Source organism: Spiroplasma syrphidicola EA-1 (assembly GCF_000400955.1).
GTDB classification, from domain to species: Bacteria; Bacillota_I; Bacilli_A; order Mycoplasmatales; family Mycoplasmataceae; genus Spiroplasma; species Spiroplasma syrphidicola.
On record NC_021284.1, the window covers coordinates 462,439 to 482,179 of the forward strand.

Below are 19,741 nucleotides of genomic sequence, written 5' to 3' on the forward strand. Positions count from 1 at the left end.
AAAAATCCTATAATAATATAGGATTTTTTTATTGTAATATTTTATTATTTCCGATGATATGCTAAAATAATTTATGGAAGATATCAAGGGGGAAAAGATGTTAGATCAGAAAGAAGTCCAAATTTTAGCAATTGCTGGAGGAACAGCAAGTGGTAAAACAACAGTTGCGAAGAAAATTGCCCATATTTTAAAAAATCAAAGAATTGTTTATTTAACAATGGATAGTTATTATAAATCACTAGATAATTTAAGTTTAGCCGAGCGCAAAAAAATTAATTTTGATCATCCTAATGCCTTAGATTTGGATTTGTTAATTTCTCATTTAACAGCTTTAAAACAAGGAAAGGATGTTTTACGACCAATTTATGATTTTACCCAGAATAATCGCTTAAAAGAAACAGAACTTGTTAAAGCGGGGGATGTCATTATTTTAGATGGGATTCTTGCTTTGGCAATTGATGAAATTCGCAAATTATCTAATATAAAAATCTTTATTAAAACAGAAGATGATATTCGTTTTATTCGCCGTTTAACACGTGATATTGAAGAACGAGGACGAACAGTCCAAGATATTATTCATCAATATTTATCAACGGTTAAACCCATGTATGAATATTTTGTTGAACCAAGTATTAAATATGCTGATATTATAGTTCCATATTATGAAGGCAATGAAATAGCCATTGATATGATTGCCACAAAAGTTAAAAGTTTGTTAAAAAGATAGGGTTTATTAGTGCGAAAGATAGTATTTTTTGAAAGAATAATGTTATAATATTCAAGTGTTAAATAAGCAATAAAGTAATTAGAGGAGTGATTTTATGATGCCAAATGAAGAAATTTTATTAACAAAAGAGGGAATCAAAGATTTACAAGCAGAATTAGATAATTTAATTAATATCGTTCGTCCACAAGTAATTGAAGAATTAAAGGAAGCTCGTGCGCAAGGGGACTTGTCAGAAAATGCTGACTATGATGCCGCACGTAATCGTCAAGCCGAAGTTGAAGGGCGAATTAAGCAAATCGAAGGTTTATTAACAAAGGCAAAAGAAATTAAAGAAGTTAAATCAAAAGCTGGAGTTATTAAATTAGGAAGTAAAGTTACTTTTACAAATTTATTATTAAAAAAAGATTTTGAAATTAAAATTGTTGGAGCGGTTGAAGCAAATCCATTTGAAAATACAATTTCAAATGAATCACCAATTGCTAAAGCAATTATTGGTAAAAAAGTTGGCGAAACTGTTGAAATTAAAGGGATTCAAACACCTTATAAAGTAACTATTGTTTCAGTTGCATAAAATAATATGTCTTAATTTTGATCAAAAAAGAGTTAATGTAAAATTAACTCTTTTTTTAAAAGGAAATATTACCTTTATTTTTAAATATAATAATAGGAGGAATTAAGATGGTGAAATTATCAATTACTGAAATGAAAACACTAAAAGCTGGGATGTTATCGGGGGCCGTTTTGGCTGGAATTGCGGCAATTATTACTGCTTGTACTAGTAGTTTAACAAATTTGGTGTCTTCTGGTGTTTCGGCATATGTAGGAATTAAACAGATGAATAGTATTGAAGGAAGTTATAAAACACCAAATGGCGCAAATTTAACATGGTCAGATAAAAATAATCACTTAAATGATAGTCATTTAAATATTTTATTTGTATAAAATAAATTGTTGTTGTATTTTATAAAACAAAAAAAATTTATATTATTTAAAATAATATAAATTTTTTTCTAAGTTTTACTTACACCTTTAAAAAAGACTAGAAAAAAGGACTTTTTAATAATTAAAAACAGTATTTTTTTTCTTTTTTAAATTATTTTAAAAATAAAATTATATTTTATTTTTAATTTTAAAACAAAAATTATTTTTATTTTAAATAAAAATAGAACAATATTATATAATTTAATAATTTTTGATTGAAAAAAAGTATAAATAAGATATAATTATTTTAGTTGTATTTTCTATTTACAAAAATGATAAATAGAATTTACACGGACATAATATATGATATTAGATATATTAAAGGAAAATAGAGGTGTAAAGAATGATAGGAGTTATTTCAACTGCTTACTTCACAATGAAAGATAAACACAATATTAAAACAGTAAAAAAATACTGATGAAAAAACTGTGTTATCCAACATGTTAAATACCATGGGAAAACTTTCATTATAGCAACTATCGGATATGGTAAATCTAATGCTGCAATGGCAGTAACTTATTTATTAGAAAAATATCCAGGATTGCAAACAATATTAAACGTTGACTTAGCATTGTCAACAAATGATAAACATGATACTGCTGATACAACAATATCAACAAAATTCATTTATCGTGATGCTGATTTAACAGTGTTCAAAGATATTAAATATGGACAAATTGTTAATGAACCAGAATCATTCCAATTTGATGGAGAGTTTGCTAAAGTTGTTAAAGACTTTAAATTAGGATTAACTGAAGGAGTTACAGGAACTGCTGATATGTTAATTTATAATTCAAAACAATTCAAAGAAATGGTTGATAAATACGGTCATACAATTGACGTAATTGATACTGAAGCTGGAGCACTTGCTCAAGTTGCTAAAAAATCAAGTGTTAATTATTTAGCATTAAAAATTATTTACAATAACGCATTATCACCATGAGATAATGATCCAATTCATAAATTTAAAATGTATGAAACAGTTAATACATTAAAATACTTATTAAGAAGATTATTCAACTTATTAAGTTCAAAATATGTTATTGATTTATCACAATCATCAAACGATGATTTAGATACAATTAACGAATTGTTTGAAATTAAACATGATGAATGAATTAAATTATTCAAATCAAATACACATAAAATTTTATCTGGATTTGGTCCATCATTAATGTTAGTTGATAAACAAGAAAAATCACCAGTAGCTTTAGATGTTATTCAAGTAATGAAATCAAAAGTTAAAGATGAAGAAGGTCCAAGTAAAGTAATTTTAGGAGAAGATGAATGAAAAAATGCTCCTAAAAAATGATTACGTAAATTATTATTCTTAGAACAAGTTCGTGTTAACGATGATGAATTATTATGAAATAAATCAGCAAAATATGACTTAAATACTGAAAAGTTATACAAAGTTGAAACAGTTGCAAACGAAATTGCTGCTGCAATTGCTGAAAAATGTCAAGATAAATCATCATATACATATAATGGCGCAACAGTTCCAGAAAAATATTTATTAGTAGCTTGTGACGCAAGAATTTCATTCTACATTACTCATAATCAATCACATGAGTTTGTTGAAGATAAAGCATTTGGTTCACAATTAGTAGCAAATGAATTTGTAAAATATTTAAATGAAGCATTGAAAGATGTGGATTCACCATACCAACAAATTGTTATTTATATGAGCGTACCAGCATTAGACTATCGTAAAATTCCTGTATTTATTCCATCAGGAAGAGGAGCAAACCGTGGAGTTAAATTTGGACAAATGAATCAAAAATTCCAAAGAGATTACACAGTTGTTGATATTACAAGAAACGATTACGACCCAGTCAAAGTTGGATCATTCAAAGTTACAATTCGTTTAAAAAGTGAATAATTAATTACAAAATAAAAAAACAACAATTTGTTGTTTTTTTATTTTATTTTAGTGTTATACTATATTAAATATTATATTTGCAAAAAATTGGTAAATTAAACTATAAAATGGAGATAGTGATGGGAAAAAACGAAAAAAATAAAGATGACTTTGCCAACAATGAAGAACTTAAAATTAGAGCGGCACGGGCAAAAGATTTAATAGTGGAGAAACGAAAAACACGGAATCGTGACCGCATTAGTTTAAATGATTTTAATGTTGGAATTAAGCAATATTTTAAATCACGACTATTTCGAGATTATGCATTTATTTTGTCAGCAGCTTTTTTGTCAATGATTAGTTATGACTATTTTATTGCCCCAACAACAAGTAATGGTATTACCCCAACCGGGATTGGAGCGATTGCGCGGGCAATTTCGATTGCAATTTGACCTAACCAATCAGAATTATCATTACAAACAACAATGTATTGAGTCTTCTTCTTAACAATGAATATTCCATTATTTATTTTTGGGGTTTTAAAAGTAGGATGACGTTTTTCAATTCGAACAATTATTTATGTCTTATTCCAAAACGGATTCCACTTTGCTTTTGCTTTTATTCCAGCAATTAATCCAACTGAATTTAATTTAATTGTTAACTATAATGATATAAATACCTTCCATAATTCCCAGGGAATGTATCAAATTTGGTTATTTGTTTTTGCTGCTGTTGCCGGAATTCTAAATGGAATTGCTTTTGGAATTGTTTATAAGGGTGGTTCATCAACGGCTGGGATTGATTTTGTGTTAGCTTATTATTCAACAAAACATAAAAAATCAATTGCTAATTATAATCGTGTTGTTAATTACTTTATTATTTTAATAGTTTTAGCAATTCATACTATTTTAATGTCTTCAACCGAAATTACACGAGTTTACTTTGGAAATGACTGAAAAGAACAAATTGATGAAATAGGTAAAATTGTTGGAGCAAATAATATTGACCCAGTTAATGGCTTAACAAATTCTGCTTTTGCGATTTATAAAGTTAAATACTTCTTTGGTCCAGCATTATTTGGATCATACTTATTTGTGATAACGCAATCAGTCGTTACTGATATTATTTTCCCAAAATTTAAATACCGTAGTTTAATGGTTATTACTTCTCGTGGTGATGATGTTGTAACCGGGTTACAATTTGGGAAATATCCTAATGATATTGTTCGTATTGCTTCAAAAGACCATTATGATGGTAAAACAGTTAATAATGAAATTATTATTGTTTCAACTTCGTTATTAGATTATAAATGAGTTAAAGCGGCAATAGTTGTTGCTGACCCCGATGCTAAAATTTTATCGCATAAATTAGATCGGGTAATCGCGGACTATTCTGTTTCTAATTATTAAAAAAGTTAGTTATAAATTATTTTAATTTATAACTAACTTTTTTTGCGATTTCAAGTCATGCTAAACTCTTAATTAGAATTTGATAATCATGTGCAAGGGTATTTAAGATATTATGATATGTTGTTACTGGGTTTAAACTAATAGGGAAATTAAATAAACTATCATAATTATCTTTGCCATTATTACTATTAATAGTTGCTAAATGCAGTGATAAAACGTTATTAACCAATTTGATGTTGGGAATTAATTTTGTAGTTTGCATCAAAACTAAAATAGCTTCTTGGAAAGCAGGGGTCAAGATTTTATTATCTTGATCATAGTTAAAAAAATTGGCAAAGGTTAAATCATTTTTTTGATAATGATTTTTATGCGTTATTTCAAAATCATGACTTGCTTTTTGGCCCAGATCAATTGTTAAGAAAAGGCAGCGATAATAATTTAAATTTTGGGGTTGGAGTTGTAAATTTGGTTGTAAGTTATCTAACACTGCTGATGTGGTAAGACTAACAGTTCCTAAATTAAACGCAAAGGTGTCATAATTTCCATCAATAATTAGATCATTAAAGGTTTCGTTAAGATGGTAATAATTATTATTGGGGTTAATTGTTCATTGATAGTCGATTGTCTTGATTTTTATTATTTTATTATTACTATTAAGAATAGTTTGATACAACGGTAATAATTTTTGATAATTAAATTTTTCTTTAATTTTTTTAATAATTTGCTGCTGTTTTTTATGAACCCAAAAAATTAAAACCATAGTTAAAAATAGTAAAATTAGAAAAATAATTGTTAAAATTAAAAATAATTTTTGATTAAGATTACTGAAATTAGGGTTAAAAGCAAAAATTGTCCAAATAATTGCTCCCGTTAATAGAAGTATTAATCCAAGGTATGTTAGCAAATTGAATCATTTTCACCGGATGATATGTTCTATCTTATTAAAATTAATATCACTATAAATATTATCAACCATTAATTTTAAATCTTTTTTTTGTTCAGCATTAATCATTATTTTTTCCTTTCTTAAAACAATTTTTACTATTAATTAATTATATATATGATATTATAAAAGAGCAAAGAAATAAAGCACCAGAAGGGAAAAAGATAATGAAAGATTTAATAATTGGTAGTCATGTTAGTATGAATAAACCTGGTAATTATTTACTAGGAGCTTTAAAGGATACAATTGCTAATGATGCAAATGCCATGATGATTTATACTGGCCCTCCACAAAATACAATTAGAGTTGATACTAGTAATTTTTTTATTGAAGAATTTCATGCCGAATTAAAAAGTAATAATTTAAGTCTTGATAATGTAATTATCCATGCACCATACATTATTAATTTAGGAAATAGCATAAATCTTAGTACTTTTGAAATTGCGGTTGAGTTTTTGAAAAAAGAAATTAAACGTGCTGAGGAAATTGGGGTTAAGATAATTGTCTTACATCCTGGTAGTGCAGTTGGTGCTGAACGCCAAGTCGGTTTAGACCAAATTGTCAAAGGCTTAAATTTAGTTTTAACAAAAGAGCAAACAGTTAAAATTGCTTTGGAAACAATGGCAGGTAAAGGCAGCGAATTAGGAATTAATTTTGATGAATTAAAATATATTATTGATAATGTTAATTTTTCGGAAAAATTAGGGGTCTGTTGAGATACTTGTCATATGCATGATGCTGGATATGATTTTGAAAATGATTTAGATAAAATTTTAGCTGAATTTAATAACAAAATTGGTTTAGACAATTTATTATGCTTACATATTAATGATAGTAAAAACCCAATTAATAATCATAAAGATCGTCATGAAAATATTGGCTATGGTTTTTTAGGATTTGAAACTTTAATTAACATTATTTATCATCCTTTATTAGATGGTAAAATTAAAATTTTAGAAACACCTTATGTTGGGGACAAAGCAACTGCGATCCCACCATATCAAGCGGAAATTGCAATGATTAAAGCGAAAAGTTTTACTGATCCATTTCATAATTTAAATAAAGTAAAAGTAAAATAAGGAGGAACAATGTCAGCAAAGAAAATTTTAGATCACCTTTATTTAGGAGATCGCCATAGTGTTCCTGAAAATGCTGAAATTGTCATTTCATGTGCAGAGGAAATTTATAAGGAACAACAAATAAAAATACCGGTTAAAGTTGATAATAATGATCATTTTTGAAGTGATAAAAAGCACGTTTATTTCAATTTTAAGGATTACCCAACATTTCAAGCAATTGATATTAATAGCATTATTCAGGTTTTAAAAATTATTGATAATAATATTCGGGATAGAGAGATTTATGTTCATTGTATTTGAGGAATCAATCGTAGTGCCGCCATTGTTTTTATGTATTTAGTTGCTAAAGGCTATTTAAATACGGAAGATTTTGATGCTGCTTTAGAAGGATTTGAGAGATTATATCCTTACATTGACCCTAATCCTGGTTGATTTGATTTCTTAATGAGTGAATTTCCATATACCCATTTAATTTCTAATTAAAAAAACTGATTATATAATCAGTTTTTTTATCTTGTTGCTTTACAACATTCACATTTTTTATTAACACAGTCTGTACATGAAATACAGATTAAACATGAACGACAACCAACTTTTGGTTTACTACATGTTCGACATGATGAACAATCATGATTTTTTGTTGGACAACATACTGCCATTTTTAGCCACCTCAATATTTTCTAACATATAATTACTTTATGATTATAACATATTTAAAGGGATAGTTAAATTAACGGGTATTATTTTTTGATCATTGTTGATATTCTTCATCAATTAGTTTTTTTAGCTCGGGAACTAGTTCATCTTGTTGACAAGTTTTAAATATTTTTCCTTTTTTAAAAATAATGCCACCATTTTTACCCCCGGCAATCCCAACATCTGCTTGTTTAGCTTCACCAGGCCCATTAACAACACATCCTAAAATAGCTATTTTTAATGGAAATTTCATATTTTTTGTATATTCTTCAATTTCTTTAACAACAGTAAATAATTCATATTCTAAACGACCACAAGTTGGACAAGCAATAACGTCAACAACATTTTGGTATAAATCTAAGGCATTTAATAATCTTTTACATACCTCAACTTCAGCAATTGGATCAGTTGATAAGCTAATTCGAATTGTATCACCAATCCCTTGCAGCAGTAGTGGGGAAAGCCCAGCGCAAGATTTAATTGTTCCAGTGTGTAAACTACCAGCTTCGGTAATTCCTAAATGAATCGGATAGGTTCATTCTTGACTGGCTAGGGTATAAGCTTCAATTGCCATTAGTGGTTCAGTTGCTTTTAAAGATAAAACAATATCATAAAAATCTAAATTTTCTAAGATTTCAATATGACGGCGAGCACTTTCAATCATCGCTTTTGCTGTTCAACCATATTTATTAACTAAATCAAGGGGTAAACTACCTGAGTTAACCCCAATTCGAATTGGGATTTTTTTCTCTTGGCATTTTAAAACAACTTTTTTGGTATTTTCAATATTACCAATATTTCCTGGATTAATCCGAATTTTGCTAATACCAGCATCAGCGGCAATTAAAGCAAACTCATAATTAAAGTGAATGTCGGCAACAAGCGGGCAAGGGGCACGCTCAACTAGTTCTTTTAAGGCATTAGCGTCATCTTTTCCTAAGACAGCAACCCGGACAAGATCACATCCTTCTTGATAAAGGGCATTGATTTGAGCTAATGTTGCCTCAATATCATGGGTTTTTGTGTTAGTCATTGATTGAATAACAACTTTATTTTGGCCACCAATTTGAATATTGCCAACCATAACTGGGCGAGTGTTAATGCGATTTGTCATAATTTTCCTTTCTAAACATTAAAAATAGGCGGTAGGGGAGTTGATGATACCGGTAGGGGACTTTTAAAAACCCTTATTTTAAAGGTTTTTTCTTAAAGTCATTATTTTTCTTGTTTTTGTTGTTAATATCTTACATTGCCAAGCAAAAATAATCAAGGTCTAAGTAATTTTTGTTAAAATATTTAATTTTTGTAATTGTTGATCAATAGTTATTTATTAATTTTAAAGATGGTTTAGTTTAAAAGCTAAAGGAACTAGTGCTATTTTAACTAATGTTCCAAATATTTTCCAATATTGTTCCAAATTTGTTCCAATTCGGACAAAAAACTGAAAATTTTAATCATTATTTATTGTATTTTACTAATTGAAATATATAATAATAAATGTCTAGAGAAGTGTAAGATTTGTACATTTATTTATAATAATATTTGAACAAGTTTAGCCCTAATTAATATGACCATACTTTGTATTAAAGTTTAGTCTTATGCTTCTTGGATACCCGATAAAAACAACCTCACCCGGGTTGTTTTTGTTTTTATAAAGAAAATGAGTTATAATAAATACTTAGAGGTGATAAAAGCATGGCCAAGCAAATTTTTAGAAAAAAGAAAAATCGTAATTTATTATTAAATTATTTTAAGCCATCTATTTATGTCCAAAACGTTAATAAAATTAACCTTGAGTCACTAAAAAAACATGGGATTAAAGTTTTTATTTGTGATTTAGATAATACTTTGACCCCATTTTACCGCCGAATTCCAAATACTGATAATTTAAACTTAATTCAACGGGTAGAAAAATTGGGAATGCATTTTGTTTTATTATCAAATAATGCTAAAAAACGAGTTGAAAGCTTTGCTAATAAGGCTGGGATTGAACATTATTATTGAAATGCCAAGAAACCATTATTAAAGTATTTTCGTGTTATTAGTAAAAAGTTTAATGTTCAACCAAATGAAATTATTATGGTTGGTGATCAATTAATTACTGACGTTTTTTTTGCTAATCGTGCGCATATTGAAAGTATTTTAGTTGTGCCAGTAGCTGGAGTTGATGAATCAAATCGGTTAGTACGGTTGTTAGATCGTTTAGTTTATAAGCGTTTGGCACAGCGTAATATTTTACATAAAGGATTTTTTGATGAAGGAGAATATGGAATTGATTATGACATCTTATAAAACTTGCCATGGCTGTGGGATCACAATGCAAAGTGAGCATTCAGATCAAATTGGTTATGTTAAAAACCTAGAACAAAATTATTGTTATCGTTGTTTTCGTTTAACAAATTATAATGAATTAATTGATTATGATGTTGCGGAAATTGATTTTTTAAAGCAAATTACAACAACTTATGACAAAAAAAATACATATTGTTACTTGTTAGATATTTATGATTTATATGGTTCACGTAATCTTGAATTAGAAAAATTAATTGCGAATAATAATGTTATTATTATCATTAATAAAATTGATTTGGTAATAAAATTAACAAACCCTAAAAAAGTTATTAACTATGTTAAATCAATCTTTGTTGATAGTCCGTTATATCATAAAATTACAAAAATTTTATTAGTTAGTGCAATAAAAAATTATCAACTTGATGAACTATATCATTTAATCAGTAATCAACAAGGTCCGGTTTACTTTGTTGGGACATCTAATACTGGGAAAAGTACGTTATTAAATAGTTTAATAAAATTAACAAACCAACAACAAAAAATTACTGTTGCTAATAGTTTCGCAACAACTTTAGCAACAATTGAAGTTAATTTGGGAACTAAGAATAAAATTTATGATACTCCTGGAGTTAAGAATGAACATAATATCATTCATTATTTAGCCAAAAAAAATCAAAAAGAATTAATTGTTAATCAGTTAATTCGTCCTGTTACGTTTCAACTTAATAGTGAACAAACAATTTTTTATCAAGGCTTAGCTAGTTTTACATATTTGACTGGTCCCAAAAGTAATTTTCATTTTTACAAAAATAATAAGATTGAATTGCATCGAACAAAATTAAATAATAAAAATAATTATTTTTTTGAACATGCTCAACAGGCTAATTTAAATTTAGCAGACTATCAAAATTGAAAAGCAACACGATTTAAAATTAAATCTTCAAACTTATATTCATTATTTATTTCTGGTTTAGGATGAATTACTTTTGATGGTTTTGCTGGCCAAGAAATTATGATTGAAACAAATGAAAATGTCGCCGTTTGATTATCAAATGACTTTATTTAGTTAAAAACTTAAAAATATTTTTTTCAAACTTTACCAAATAAAATTAAAAAAGTTAAAACAATTTTAAAAGATAATTTGTCTTTTAATTTTTTTATTTATAATAACTGTATCTCAAAGGCAACAATTATTGAAAAAGTAAATTTCAATTTGTTTGAGATATTTTATGAGAAAAAGGAGAGAAGTAACATGAAAAAATTATTAACAATTTTGAGTGTTTTAACAATTACTACAACAGGGGTAGGTTCGGTTGTAGCATGTAGTGGGAAAGGTCATGTGACAAATACCACAAAAGATGTTAATCAAAAAATAAAAAAAGCTTTAGAAAAATATACAAACAAAAATACACCTTTTAAATTAAGTCGAGAAGAAGGTAATAAAAAAGATCGCTTAATAAAAGATTTAAAGGCAACTTTAAATTTAGGGAGCAATAGTAATATTGCCGTTTTGGACCAAGACTATCAAGAATCTAATCTTAAAGAAATTAAAAATCAAAATGAAAAAGTTAAGGTTGAACCTGGTAGCGCAACGATTGTTATTAAAATTAATAATCAAGAAGTTTATAAAAATAAAATATTTTGAACTACTTTGCAGAATGGAATTGTGCAAGAAGGTCTAGAACAGTTTAAAACGATGCAAGGGCAATTAGGAGGTATTGTAGTAAAACAAACTGGGAAAGTTACAAAAAAAATTAGTGAAATTACTAAAGACGATATTACAAATTCCTTTAAAGTAAAGTTTAATAAAACTTTAAATTTTAAAGTTAATGAAATTAATTCATTTCCAAAATTACATGCTTTAAAAAATAGAGCTTTAGATAATAAATTAATTAATTATGGAACAATCAATCTTGAGTGTTGAGTAAATACAAAAAACTCAAAAACAATTATTTATGATGGAACAATTAATTGAGTATCAGAATCAATTACCGATATTGTTAATGCTAATAGTGTTTTAAGTAAAAAAGGAACAAGTTCTAATATTACTAGTGTTGATTTACCGTTACCATTTTCAATTCCAAAAATGGGCATTATGACATTTAGCAAATTAGTGAAAGATATTTTGCCAGCTTTAAAAGAATTGGTAAAAACTAATGTTGATAAGGTTTATAATTCAATTGGGAGTGATAAATTTGATAATAAATTTGATAATAATTGAACAGAGTTCTTAGAGTTTATTAGTAGTCAAGATGAATCAATAAAAAATACTTTGAATATGAAAATAAAGGATATGCTCCCAGCAGCTGCACAAAAAATAATTAATATTAATGGAACAGTTGGAGAGTTATTAACAAATATGGCCCCAAGTTTAATTGCTTTATTACATTGATTAGTAAATAATGAATTTAAAACTCATAACATAATGTTAGAATTAATTCAATATTTATTGAAAGAGGTTGATCAAAATGTCCAAACTGGAATTAAAAATACCTGAGGTGAAGATAGCTTATTATATAAAAATACTAAAACTAATTTAGATAGTTTAATTTATTATCTGTTTCTTGGATATAAAAAAGAAAAATCTATTACAATAACATTATTTTCAAAAGAATATAGTAATGATAAAAATATTTTAGGTATTTATTCATGAAAAAAATATAATGATTATATTATGGTTAAAAATAAATATAATAAAGCTAATAGCAGATTTAATTATCTAACTGAACTAATTTATAAATCAGAGGAATATTTAGATGCTAAGAAAGTACTTGATGATACTGCAAAAAGATTAAATGATTTAGTTTATGAATCAGAGGAATATTTAGATGCTAAGAAAGTACTTGATGATACTGCAAAAAGATTAAATGATTTAGTTTATGAATCAGAGGAATATCTTGCTATTAAGAAAAAATATGATGATGCACAACAACAAATGAATATTTTTGAAGAAAATTCAGAGGAATATTTAGCTGCTAAGAAATTATATGATGAAACAAGAAAAAAATTATTTGATGTAGTTGAACAATTAAAATCTGGGGAAAATTATCTTACTGCTGTTGATGATCATAACAATGCCCAAAAAAATAGCGATGGAGTGGTAGAAAAATTAAAGTCTACGAAAGAGTATCTTACTGCTGCTAGTGATTATAATAATACAAAAAAACTATATAATAATTTAAAAAAAGAAAAAGATAAACTAGGAAATGATTTAGTAGAATTAAACCCAACTTTATTATTCACAAGTATATTAAATAACTTTAGTAACTTAAATAAAAATATTAATTTAAAAAATATAATAACTGAAAATTTATTAGGATTAGATAAATATAATGGTTTGGTTGATATACTTCAAAAAGTTACTAATGAAAATGTTATTGACCAGTTAGGTAATAATATTTTGTCTACAGTTAGTTCAAATCTATCCGGAAAAATTAAAACAAAATTATTACATGGTGAGGCAAGAATAATGCTAAAAAATAAGGATGGTGTGTGAGAAAATTTAAAAGATATGTTTAAAGAAAAAGCAAGTCCTGATTTAAGTCAATTTATGGCAGCTAAAGATTTTAAAATTCATTTAAGTAATTTACAATTTGAATTAACTTCAACTGTTCATAAAGATGTTTTTATAACTACATCAGATAATTTATCTTTTGATCTTGTCTTTTCTGATTTATAGTTTCAACTTTATGTAAGAAAAAAATATTAGGTTAACCTAATATTTTTTTGTAAAGTTTTTCCATAAAATTAATTATTTTTTTAATTTTTTTACTTGTGTTTATAATTGTTTTCACATAACATTGCCTTAGAAAGGAAAATAAACATGGAAAATATTATTAACGAAAATTACATATTTCTTGATGTTGATGATGTGAAAGATTTAGAGACATTATTTAACAAATATGCTAAAATTGCGCAAGAATATGGTTTAGTAGAAAACTATCAAAAACTTGTGGCCGGTTTTAAGAATCGTGAAAAAATTTCTTCAACAGCTTTTGAAGATGGTTTTGCGATTCCGCATGCTCGAATTCCCGAAGTAAAAGCCCCAGCCATTTTTTATATTCGCTTAAAAAATAAAATTTTATGAAATTCGCTAGACAGTAAAGATACAAAGTTTATTATTATGTTAATAATCCCAGAAGGAACTGGTAATTACTTAGATATTTTAAGTGGTATTGCCAGAAAATTATTAAAACCTGATTTTCGCCAGTTGCTGGAAAGAGAAACTGACAAAACTGTAATTACTAAAATATTATCCCAACAAGATGAAAGTCAAAGTGTTGAAAATCAAACTATTACAAAAGATAATAAAACTATTAATCTGGTTGGGGTTTCTGCTTGTGCAACGGGAGTTGTCCATACCTATATGGCTCGCGATGCCTTATTAGCAGCTGCCACAGAATTAAATTGAAATTTAAGTTGTGAAACGCAAGGGCAAAAAGGGCAGGAATATCCTTTAACAACTGAAGACATCGCAAAAGCCGATGGGGTAATTCTAGCAACTGATATTTCTGTTGAAATGGATCGCTTTATTGGTAAAAAAGTTTATAAAGTGGGAACAAAGCAAGTAATTAATAATCCCCAAACCGAATTATTAAATACTTTGTCAAAAGGAAAACTGTTAAGTAAAAATGAAGGGGAGCAAAATATTTTTGCCGTTAAAAATAAAAAGGCCTGAATTAATCATATTATGAGTGGTGTTTCTTTTATGATCCCATTTATTGTCTTTGCTGGGATTTTATTTGCGATTGTGACCGGGATCGGAAAAATTATTTGAGGAACATGATTAGATTATAGTGGGACGTGAGATTACAACAAAATTGAATATCTCCAAAAGAATGTTACCGAAATAATTAATGGGCACGAAGTTGTCTCAGACAAAATCATTAGCGGATGAGAAATTGGGGCAATGTATTTATTAAATAAATTTGCTGGAATTGGTTTTACCGTTATGATGCCTATTATGGGGGCTTATATCGCTAATTCAATTGCTGGACGAGCTGCAATAACCCCAGCTTTTGTTTTAACCTTTTTAGGATGTAATCCTGATATGTGGTTACATTATGCTATTTTTGCCAAAAAAGCTAATTTAATGCAAGGATTAGGAATTTTTGCTGCTTTAATATTTGGTTTTTCAGTCGGGTATCTTGTAAAATGAATTAACACAAAATGACGAATTCACCGTTATATTAAACCAATTATGCCAATTATTATTATTCCAGTTTTTGTCTCTGTTATTTTCGGAGCATTATGAATGTTTGTGATTGGTAATATCTTTGGTTTAGCAATTGGTTATCTTTATGATGGTTTAAATCGCCTAGAAAATTCTGGAGTAGGGATGGCCTTAGTCGGATTAGTTTTAGGAATTTTAGCGGGAGTTGATATGGGAGGACCAATTAACAAAATTGCATCCTTTTCAGCTACGGCGTTAATTTTTATTGATGGGGGAAAATCAATGGGAGCTGCTGCTGCATCGTTTGCTATCGCCCCATTGGGTTGTGGGATTACAGCCCTAATTTTCCGCAAACGTTTTAAAGCTGATAAAGAATTAGCAATTAATGCATCAATTCTAGGATTTATGGGAATTTCCGAAGGAGCAATTCCATTTGCTGTTAAATATACTTGAGCTGCAATTGTCCCTAATATTATCGGATCAGGGGTGGCGGCGATGTGTGCTGGATTATTCCAAGTTTCTGGATGAGTTGGAGCATGAGGAGGCCCAATCATTGCCTTATTTGGAGGAGTTACAACTTGATCAATGAGTTATATTGGGATTTTATGATATTTATTAGCCATTGCGATTGGTGTGGCAGTTCATATCATTATCTTCCGAATTTTAGTTGAAGTGCAAAGCAAAGGGAAACTAACACGAGAAGATTTTAAAGAAATGTTTCACCGTAAAAATCATCGTCAAAATAGCAAAAAAGAATCTAAAAAAGACTTAATGACAGATTATCCAAAAATAGCTTTTTTGCAACATTATGTAAAATTCAACTCTTATAAAAAAATTTTAATAAACAATAATTCGATATTTTAAAAGAGGCTTTATTTAAATAAGCCTTTTTTTAAACTTAAAATAGGAAAAAAATATTATTTATTTTAGGAAAACTGTAAAAATTTATTGAATTCTTGAATTCAAAGCATATAATGAAGGTAGAAAAACAGTTTATCTAAATTATCCAATAGCTTAAAATAATAATTTTGTTAGAAAACTTAGATTATTTTTTTAAGGTCTTTTAATTTTAATTATTTTATAAGGGATAATTAAAAACTTTCCGTAATTAAATTTAGATCGTAAAACTATTTATAGTTTTAAGCCCTTGGTATTTATTAATTAGAAGAAAGGAGAAAAAGAAATGGAATTAGAAAATATTGAATTAAGTCATACTAATACTGAAAAGACTGAATTTGTTTCAAAAAGTGATTACAAAAAGAGATTTACTTTTTGAATGATGTTATTTGGGATTGCTTTAGTAGTAGTTACATGTAGTTTATTAATTAATTATTTAGTTTTTTACCCTTGAAAAAATAATGGGAAAAAATTTAGTTGATCAAGTGAAGAATTAATTGCCTTTATTATTGTCATTTTCTTATTACTTTCAGCAATTATTTTTTGTATCCTATATTTTTGAATTACATTAAGAGTCAAATACAATGATCCTAATCAAAATAAATATATCGTTGGAGCAACAGGCTTTACTGGTGGTTTTACCGATACAATTGGGGTTGGATCATTTGGGGTAATAACTGGGTTGTTAAAAGCCACAAAATCTATTAAAGATGATTCAAAACTACCTGGAACTCTAAATGTTGCATTAGGAGTGAGTGCTTTAATCGAATCCGCTTTATTTGTTGGGGCAATTAAAGTAAATACTACAACTTTATTTGTTTTAGTCGGTGCTGTTATCGCTGGAACATTTGTTGGGTCATTATTTGTTTCAAAAATTAAAGACCCTAAAATAGTCAAAATTGTAATGGGGGTAACGCTTTTTTTTGTTGCAATCTTAATGATTCTAACTCATCCCCAAGTTAATGTAATTAACACGTCTGATATTGGGGATAAAACATCCTTAATTGATAAACCATGACGAATTATTGTTGCCACAGTTGTCTTTTTCTTTTTAGGAATGATTCAATCGTTTGGGATTGGTTTATATGCTCCAGCGATGGCTTCATTATCCTTTTTGGGTCTTGATCAACAAGTGGTCTTTCCAATTATGGCTTGTGGCTCATCATTATGTATGTTACCAGCAGCTTATAGTTTTATTAAACGTAAAAAATACTTACAATTAACTGCAAATCTCATTATGATTTGATCAATTTTTGGCGTCGTGGCGGCTTTTTTACTGGTCTTTGTCGGCTTACAAATGGGTGCTGGAATGGATGAACAAATGTTTAATAGTGTCCTAAAATGATTGGCAATTACCGTTATTTTCTATGTATCAATTTCAATGCTTACTGAATATTACTTAATTGTAAAACGAACTAAAAAAACTAATATTTAGAATATTATCAATTGTGTTTAAGAAAGATGAGGTGATAAAATCATGAATTTATATTCACGATTAGAAGCAGAATTAGAATTAGCAAAAACAAATAAAGTTTATAATGTTATTAAAATTTTAGCAACAGGACAAAGCGATGTGGTAAAAATCAATGATCAACAATTTTTGAATATGTGTTCGAATAATTATTTAGGTTTTGCCAATGATCCTATTACAGTTAATGCTGTTAAAGAGGGGATTGATTTATTTGGGGTTGGTCCTGGAGCTGTCCGAACAATTTCAGGTAGTTACTCAATCCATGAAGAATTTGAACAACGTTTAGCAAAATTTAAAAAAGTGGAAAGTACTATCGTTGTGCAAAGTGGTTTTCAAGCCAATACCGGATTAATTCCTACCATTACAACCGAAGAAGATTTAATTATTTCTGATGAATTAAATCATGCTTCCATAATTGATGGGATTAGATTATCAAAAGCAAGTCGCGAAGTTTATAAACATTGTGACATGGAAGACTTAGAACGGATTTTAGTTAAACACGCGGATAAAGTTAAAGGCAATATTTTTATTATTAGCGATGCTGTCTTTTCAATGGATGGCGATATTGCTCCCTTACCAGAAATTAATCGTTTAGCAAAAAAATATCATGCTTATACCATCGCAGATGATGCGCATGGTGAAGGGGTGTTAGGAAACAATGGGGAAGGAACGATTGCCCACTTTGGCTTAGAAGGAAAAATTGATATTGAAGTCGGAACTTTATCAAAAGCATTTGGCTTAGTGGGAGGTTTTATTTGTGGCAAAGCGAGCTTAATTGAATACTTAAAACAACGATCAAGAGTATTTTTATTTTCTTCATCTTTACCAGCCAGTTTTTGTTATGCGGGTATTAAAATCTTAGATGAATTAGAAAAAAGTAATCATCGCATTCACGCGCTTTGAGATAATACAAGATATCTCCAAAATAAATTTATTGCCGATGGTTATTCAATTGGAACAACTAAAACGCCAATTACACCATTTATGGTTTATGAAGAAGCAATAGCAACGGATTTAACAAAAGTGTTATTTGAACATAATATTTTAGTATCCCCAATTATCTATCCTACTGTTCAAAAAGGAAAAGCTCGGATTAGATTAATGATTTCTGCTTTACATACAAAAGACGAATTAGATCAGGTTTATCAAATTATTACAAGTGAATATCAAAAATTAAAAACAAATAAGGAGGAAAACAAATAATGAAAAAAGTTTTAATCACTGGAGCATTAGGTCAAATTGGTTCTGAACTTGTTGCTCGTTTAAGAAATGATTTAGGATTAAACAATGTTATTGCCACCGATGTAAGACAGCTTGAAAACAATCCAATTTGTGAGGAAGGTATCTTTGAGAAGTTAGATGTTAAAGATTATGACAAGCTTAAGGAATTAGCACAAAAATATCAAGTTGATACAATTGTTCATTTAGCAGCTTTATTATCAGCTACGGCTGAAAAAAACCCAAAATTTGCTTGAGATTTAAATATGACAGGATTGATGAATGCCCTGGAAGTAGCAAAAGAGTTAAAGTTAAAATTCTTTGCTCCTTCATCAATTGCCGCCTATGGTCCTGATGCTAACCCCGATAATACTCCCCAAGATACTGTAATGCATCCAACAACAATGTATGGTGTAACAAAAGTAGCTGGAGAATTATTAGAAAATTACTATTATCTAAAATATGGGGTTGATTCACGTTCGGTAAGATTTCCTGGTCTAATTTCTTATAAAGTAGAACCAGGAGGAGGAACAACTGATTATGCTGTTGATATTTATTATCAGGCGATATTAACAGGAAAATATGAGTGTTATATTGCGCAAGGAACAAAAATGGATATGATGTATATGGATGATGCAATTGAAGCCGTAGTTAAGTTGATGAACGCTGACCCAGAAAGACTAATTCATCGTAATTCATTTAATATTACAGCAATGTCATTTGCTCCCGAAGAAGTTGCGGCGTCAATTAAAAAATACATTCCTAATTTTGAAATGACTTATAAAGTTGACCCTGTTCGTCAAGCAATTGCCGAATCATGGCCAAATAGCATTGATGATAGTTGTGCCAAAGCGGAATGAGATTTTAGCCCACAATTTGATTTAGATAAAATGACCCAAGAAATGCTGACCAAATTAACCAAAAAATTTAAAGCTGAAGGAAAAATTTAAGGTTTTTTTCAAAAATTCCATTTTATTAAAATGGAATTTTATTT

17 protein-coding genes are annotated in these 19,741 nt (G+C 28.2%); 14 read left to right on the top strand and 3 right to left on the bottom strand.

Features of this window, described 5'->3' with window-relative positions; translation table 4 throughout:
- Positions 1-97 precede the first annotated feature (97 nt).
- The 5 genes from udk (at position 98) to SSYRP_RS02175 (ending at position 4,978) form a co-directional block, all read left to right on the top strand.
- Positions 98-727, top strand: a complete 630-nt coding sequence (gene udk, locus SSYRP_RS02155; protein ID WP_016340662.1) for a uridine kinase — start codon at positions 98-100, stop codon at positions 725-727.
- Positions 728-824: 97 nt separating this feature from the next.
- Complete coding sequence (gene greA, locus SSYRP_RS02160) at positions 825-1,298, top strand: transcription elongation factor GreA (protein ID WP_016340663.1); 474 nt, start codon at positions 825-827, stop codon at positions 1,296-1,298.
- A gap of 107 nt (positions 1,299-1,405) precedes the next feature.
- Positions 1,406-1,669: a hypothetical protein gene (locus SSYRP_RS02165; protein ID WP_016338827.1), complete on the top strand. Its 264-nt coding sequence runs from the start codon at positions 1,406-1,408 to the stop codon at positions 1,667-1,669.
- A gap of 382 nt (positions 1,670-2,051) precedes the next feature.
- Positions 2,052-3,590, top strand: a complete 1,539-nt coding sequence (fib, locus tag SSYRP_RS02170; protein ID WP_016340664.1) for a cytoskeletal motor fibril protein Fib — start codon at positions 2,052-2,054, stop codon at positions 3,588-3,590.
- Between the two features lie 119 nt (positions 3,591-3,709).
- Positions 3,710-4,978, top strand: a complete 1,269-nt coding sequence (locus SSYRP_RS02175) for a YitT family protein (RefSeq protein WP_016340665.1) — start codon at positions 3,710-3,712, stop codon at positions 4,976-4,978.
- A 16-nt stretch (positions 4,979-4,994) separates the two neighbouring features.
- On the opposite strand, the gene SSYRP_RS02180 is transcribed toward SSYRP_RS02175, so the two are convergent.
- Positions 4,995-5,990 (bottom strand): hypothetical protein, encoded by a 996-nt coding sequence (locus tag SSYRP_RS02180; protein ID WP_016340666.1) that lies wholly within the window; start codon positions 5,988-5,990, stop codon positions 4,995-4,997.
- Between the two features lie 98 nt (positions 5,991-6,088).
- Between SSYRP_RS02180 and SSYRP_RS02185 the strand changes: the two genes are divergently transcribed.
- Both SSYRP_RS02185 and SSYRP_RS02190 read left to right on the top strand, forming a co-directional pair.
- Positions 6,089-7,000 carry a deoxyribonuclease IV gene (locus SSYRP_RS02185; protein ID WP_016340667.1) on the top strand — a complete coding sequence of 304 codons (912 nt, stop codon included), beginning with the start codon at positions 6,089-6,091 and terminating at the stop codon, positions 6,998-7,000.
- Positions 7,001-7,009: 9 nt separating this feature from the next.
- Positions 7,010-7,483, top strand: coding sequence for a dual specificity protein phosphatase family protein (locus tag SSYRP_RS02190; protein WP_016340668.1), 474 nt, complete (start codon positions 7,010-7,012; stop codon positions 7,481-7,483).
- Positions 7,484-7,509: 26 nt separating this feature from the next.
- Here SSYRP_RS02190 and SSYRP_RS05215 read toward each other — a convergent pair whose 3' ends face one another.
- Both SSYRP_RS05215 and ispG read right to left on the bottom strand, forming a co-directional pair.
- On the bottom strand, positions 7,510-7,659 hold the full coding sequence (locus tag SSYRP_RS05215) for a hypothetical protein (protein ID WP_169336067.1): 150 nt from the start codon (positions 7,657-7,659) through the stop codon (positions 7,510-7,512).
- A gap of 71 nt (positions 7,660-7,730) precedes the next feature.
- Positions 7,731-8,810, bottom strand: coding sequence for a flavodoxin-dependent (E)-4-hydroxy-3-methylbut-2-enyl-diphosphate synthase (gene ispG / locus SSYRP_RS02195; protein WP_016340669.1), 1,080 nt, complete (start codon positions 8,808-8,810; stop codon positions 7,731-7,733).
- Between the two features lie 581 nt (positions 8,811-9,391).
- On the opposite strand from ispG, the gene SSYRP_RS02200 reads away from it, so the two are divergent.
- From SSYRP_RS02200 to SSYRP_RS02230, 7 genes are all read left to right on the top strand, one after another.
- On the top strand, positions 9,392-9,988 hold the full coding sequence (locus tag SSYRP_RS02200) for a YqeG family HAD IIIA-type phosphatase (protein ID WP_016340670.1): 597 nt from the start codon (positions 9,392-9,394) through the stop codon (positions 9,986-9,988).
- Positions 9,963-11,054, top strand: a complete 1,092-nt coding sequence (gene yqeH, locus SSYRP_RS02205; protein ID WP_236608056.1) for a ribosome biogenesis GTPase YqeH — start codon at positions 9,963-9,965, stop codon at positions 11,052-11,054. The genes SSYRP_RS02200 and yqeH overlap by 26 nt, the downstream gene beginning before the upstream one ends.
- Before the next feature lie 186 nt (positions 11,055-11,240).
- Positions 11,241-13,667 (top strand): lipoprotein, encoded by a 2,427-nt coding sequence (locus tag SSYRP_RS02210; protein ID WP_016340672.1) that lies wholly within the window; start codon positions 11,241-11,243, stop codon positions 13,665-13,667.
- 144 nt (positions 13,668-13,811) lie between these two features.
- On the top strand, positions 13,812-16,025 hold the full coding sequence (locus tag SSYRP_RS05165) for a PTS fructose transporter subunit IIABC (RefSeq protein ID WP_016340673.1): 2,214 nt from the start codon (positions 13,812-13,814) through the stop codon (positions 16,023-16,025).
- Between the two features lie 319 nt (positions 16,026-16,344).
- A complete protein-coding gene (locus SSYRP_RS02220; RefSeq protein WP_016340674.1) occupies positions 16,345-17,493 on the top strand; it encodes a TSUP family transporter in 1,149 nt (382 codons plus the stop codon).
- A gap of 42 nt (positions 17,494-17,535) precedes the next feature.
- Entirely contained in the window at positions 17,536-18,732 is a 1,197-nt protein-coding gene (locus SSYRP_RS02225; protein ID WP_016340675.1) for an aminotransferase class I/II-fold pyridoxal phosphate-dependent enzyme, read from the top strand.
- Positions 18,732-19,697, top strand: a complete 966-nt coding sequence (locus tag SSYRP_RS02230) for an L-threonine 3-dehydrogenase (protein WP_016340676.1) — start codon at positions 18,732-18,734, stop codon at positions 19,695-19,697. The genes SSYRP_RS02225 and SSYRP_RS02230 overlap by 1 nt, the downstream gene beginning before the upstream one ends.
- The last annotated feature ends 44 nt before the right edge of the window (positions 19,698-19,741 follow it).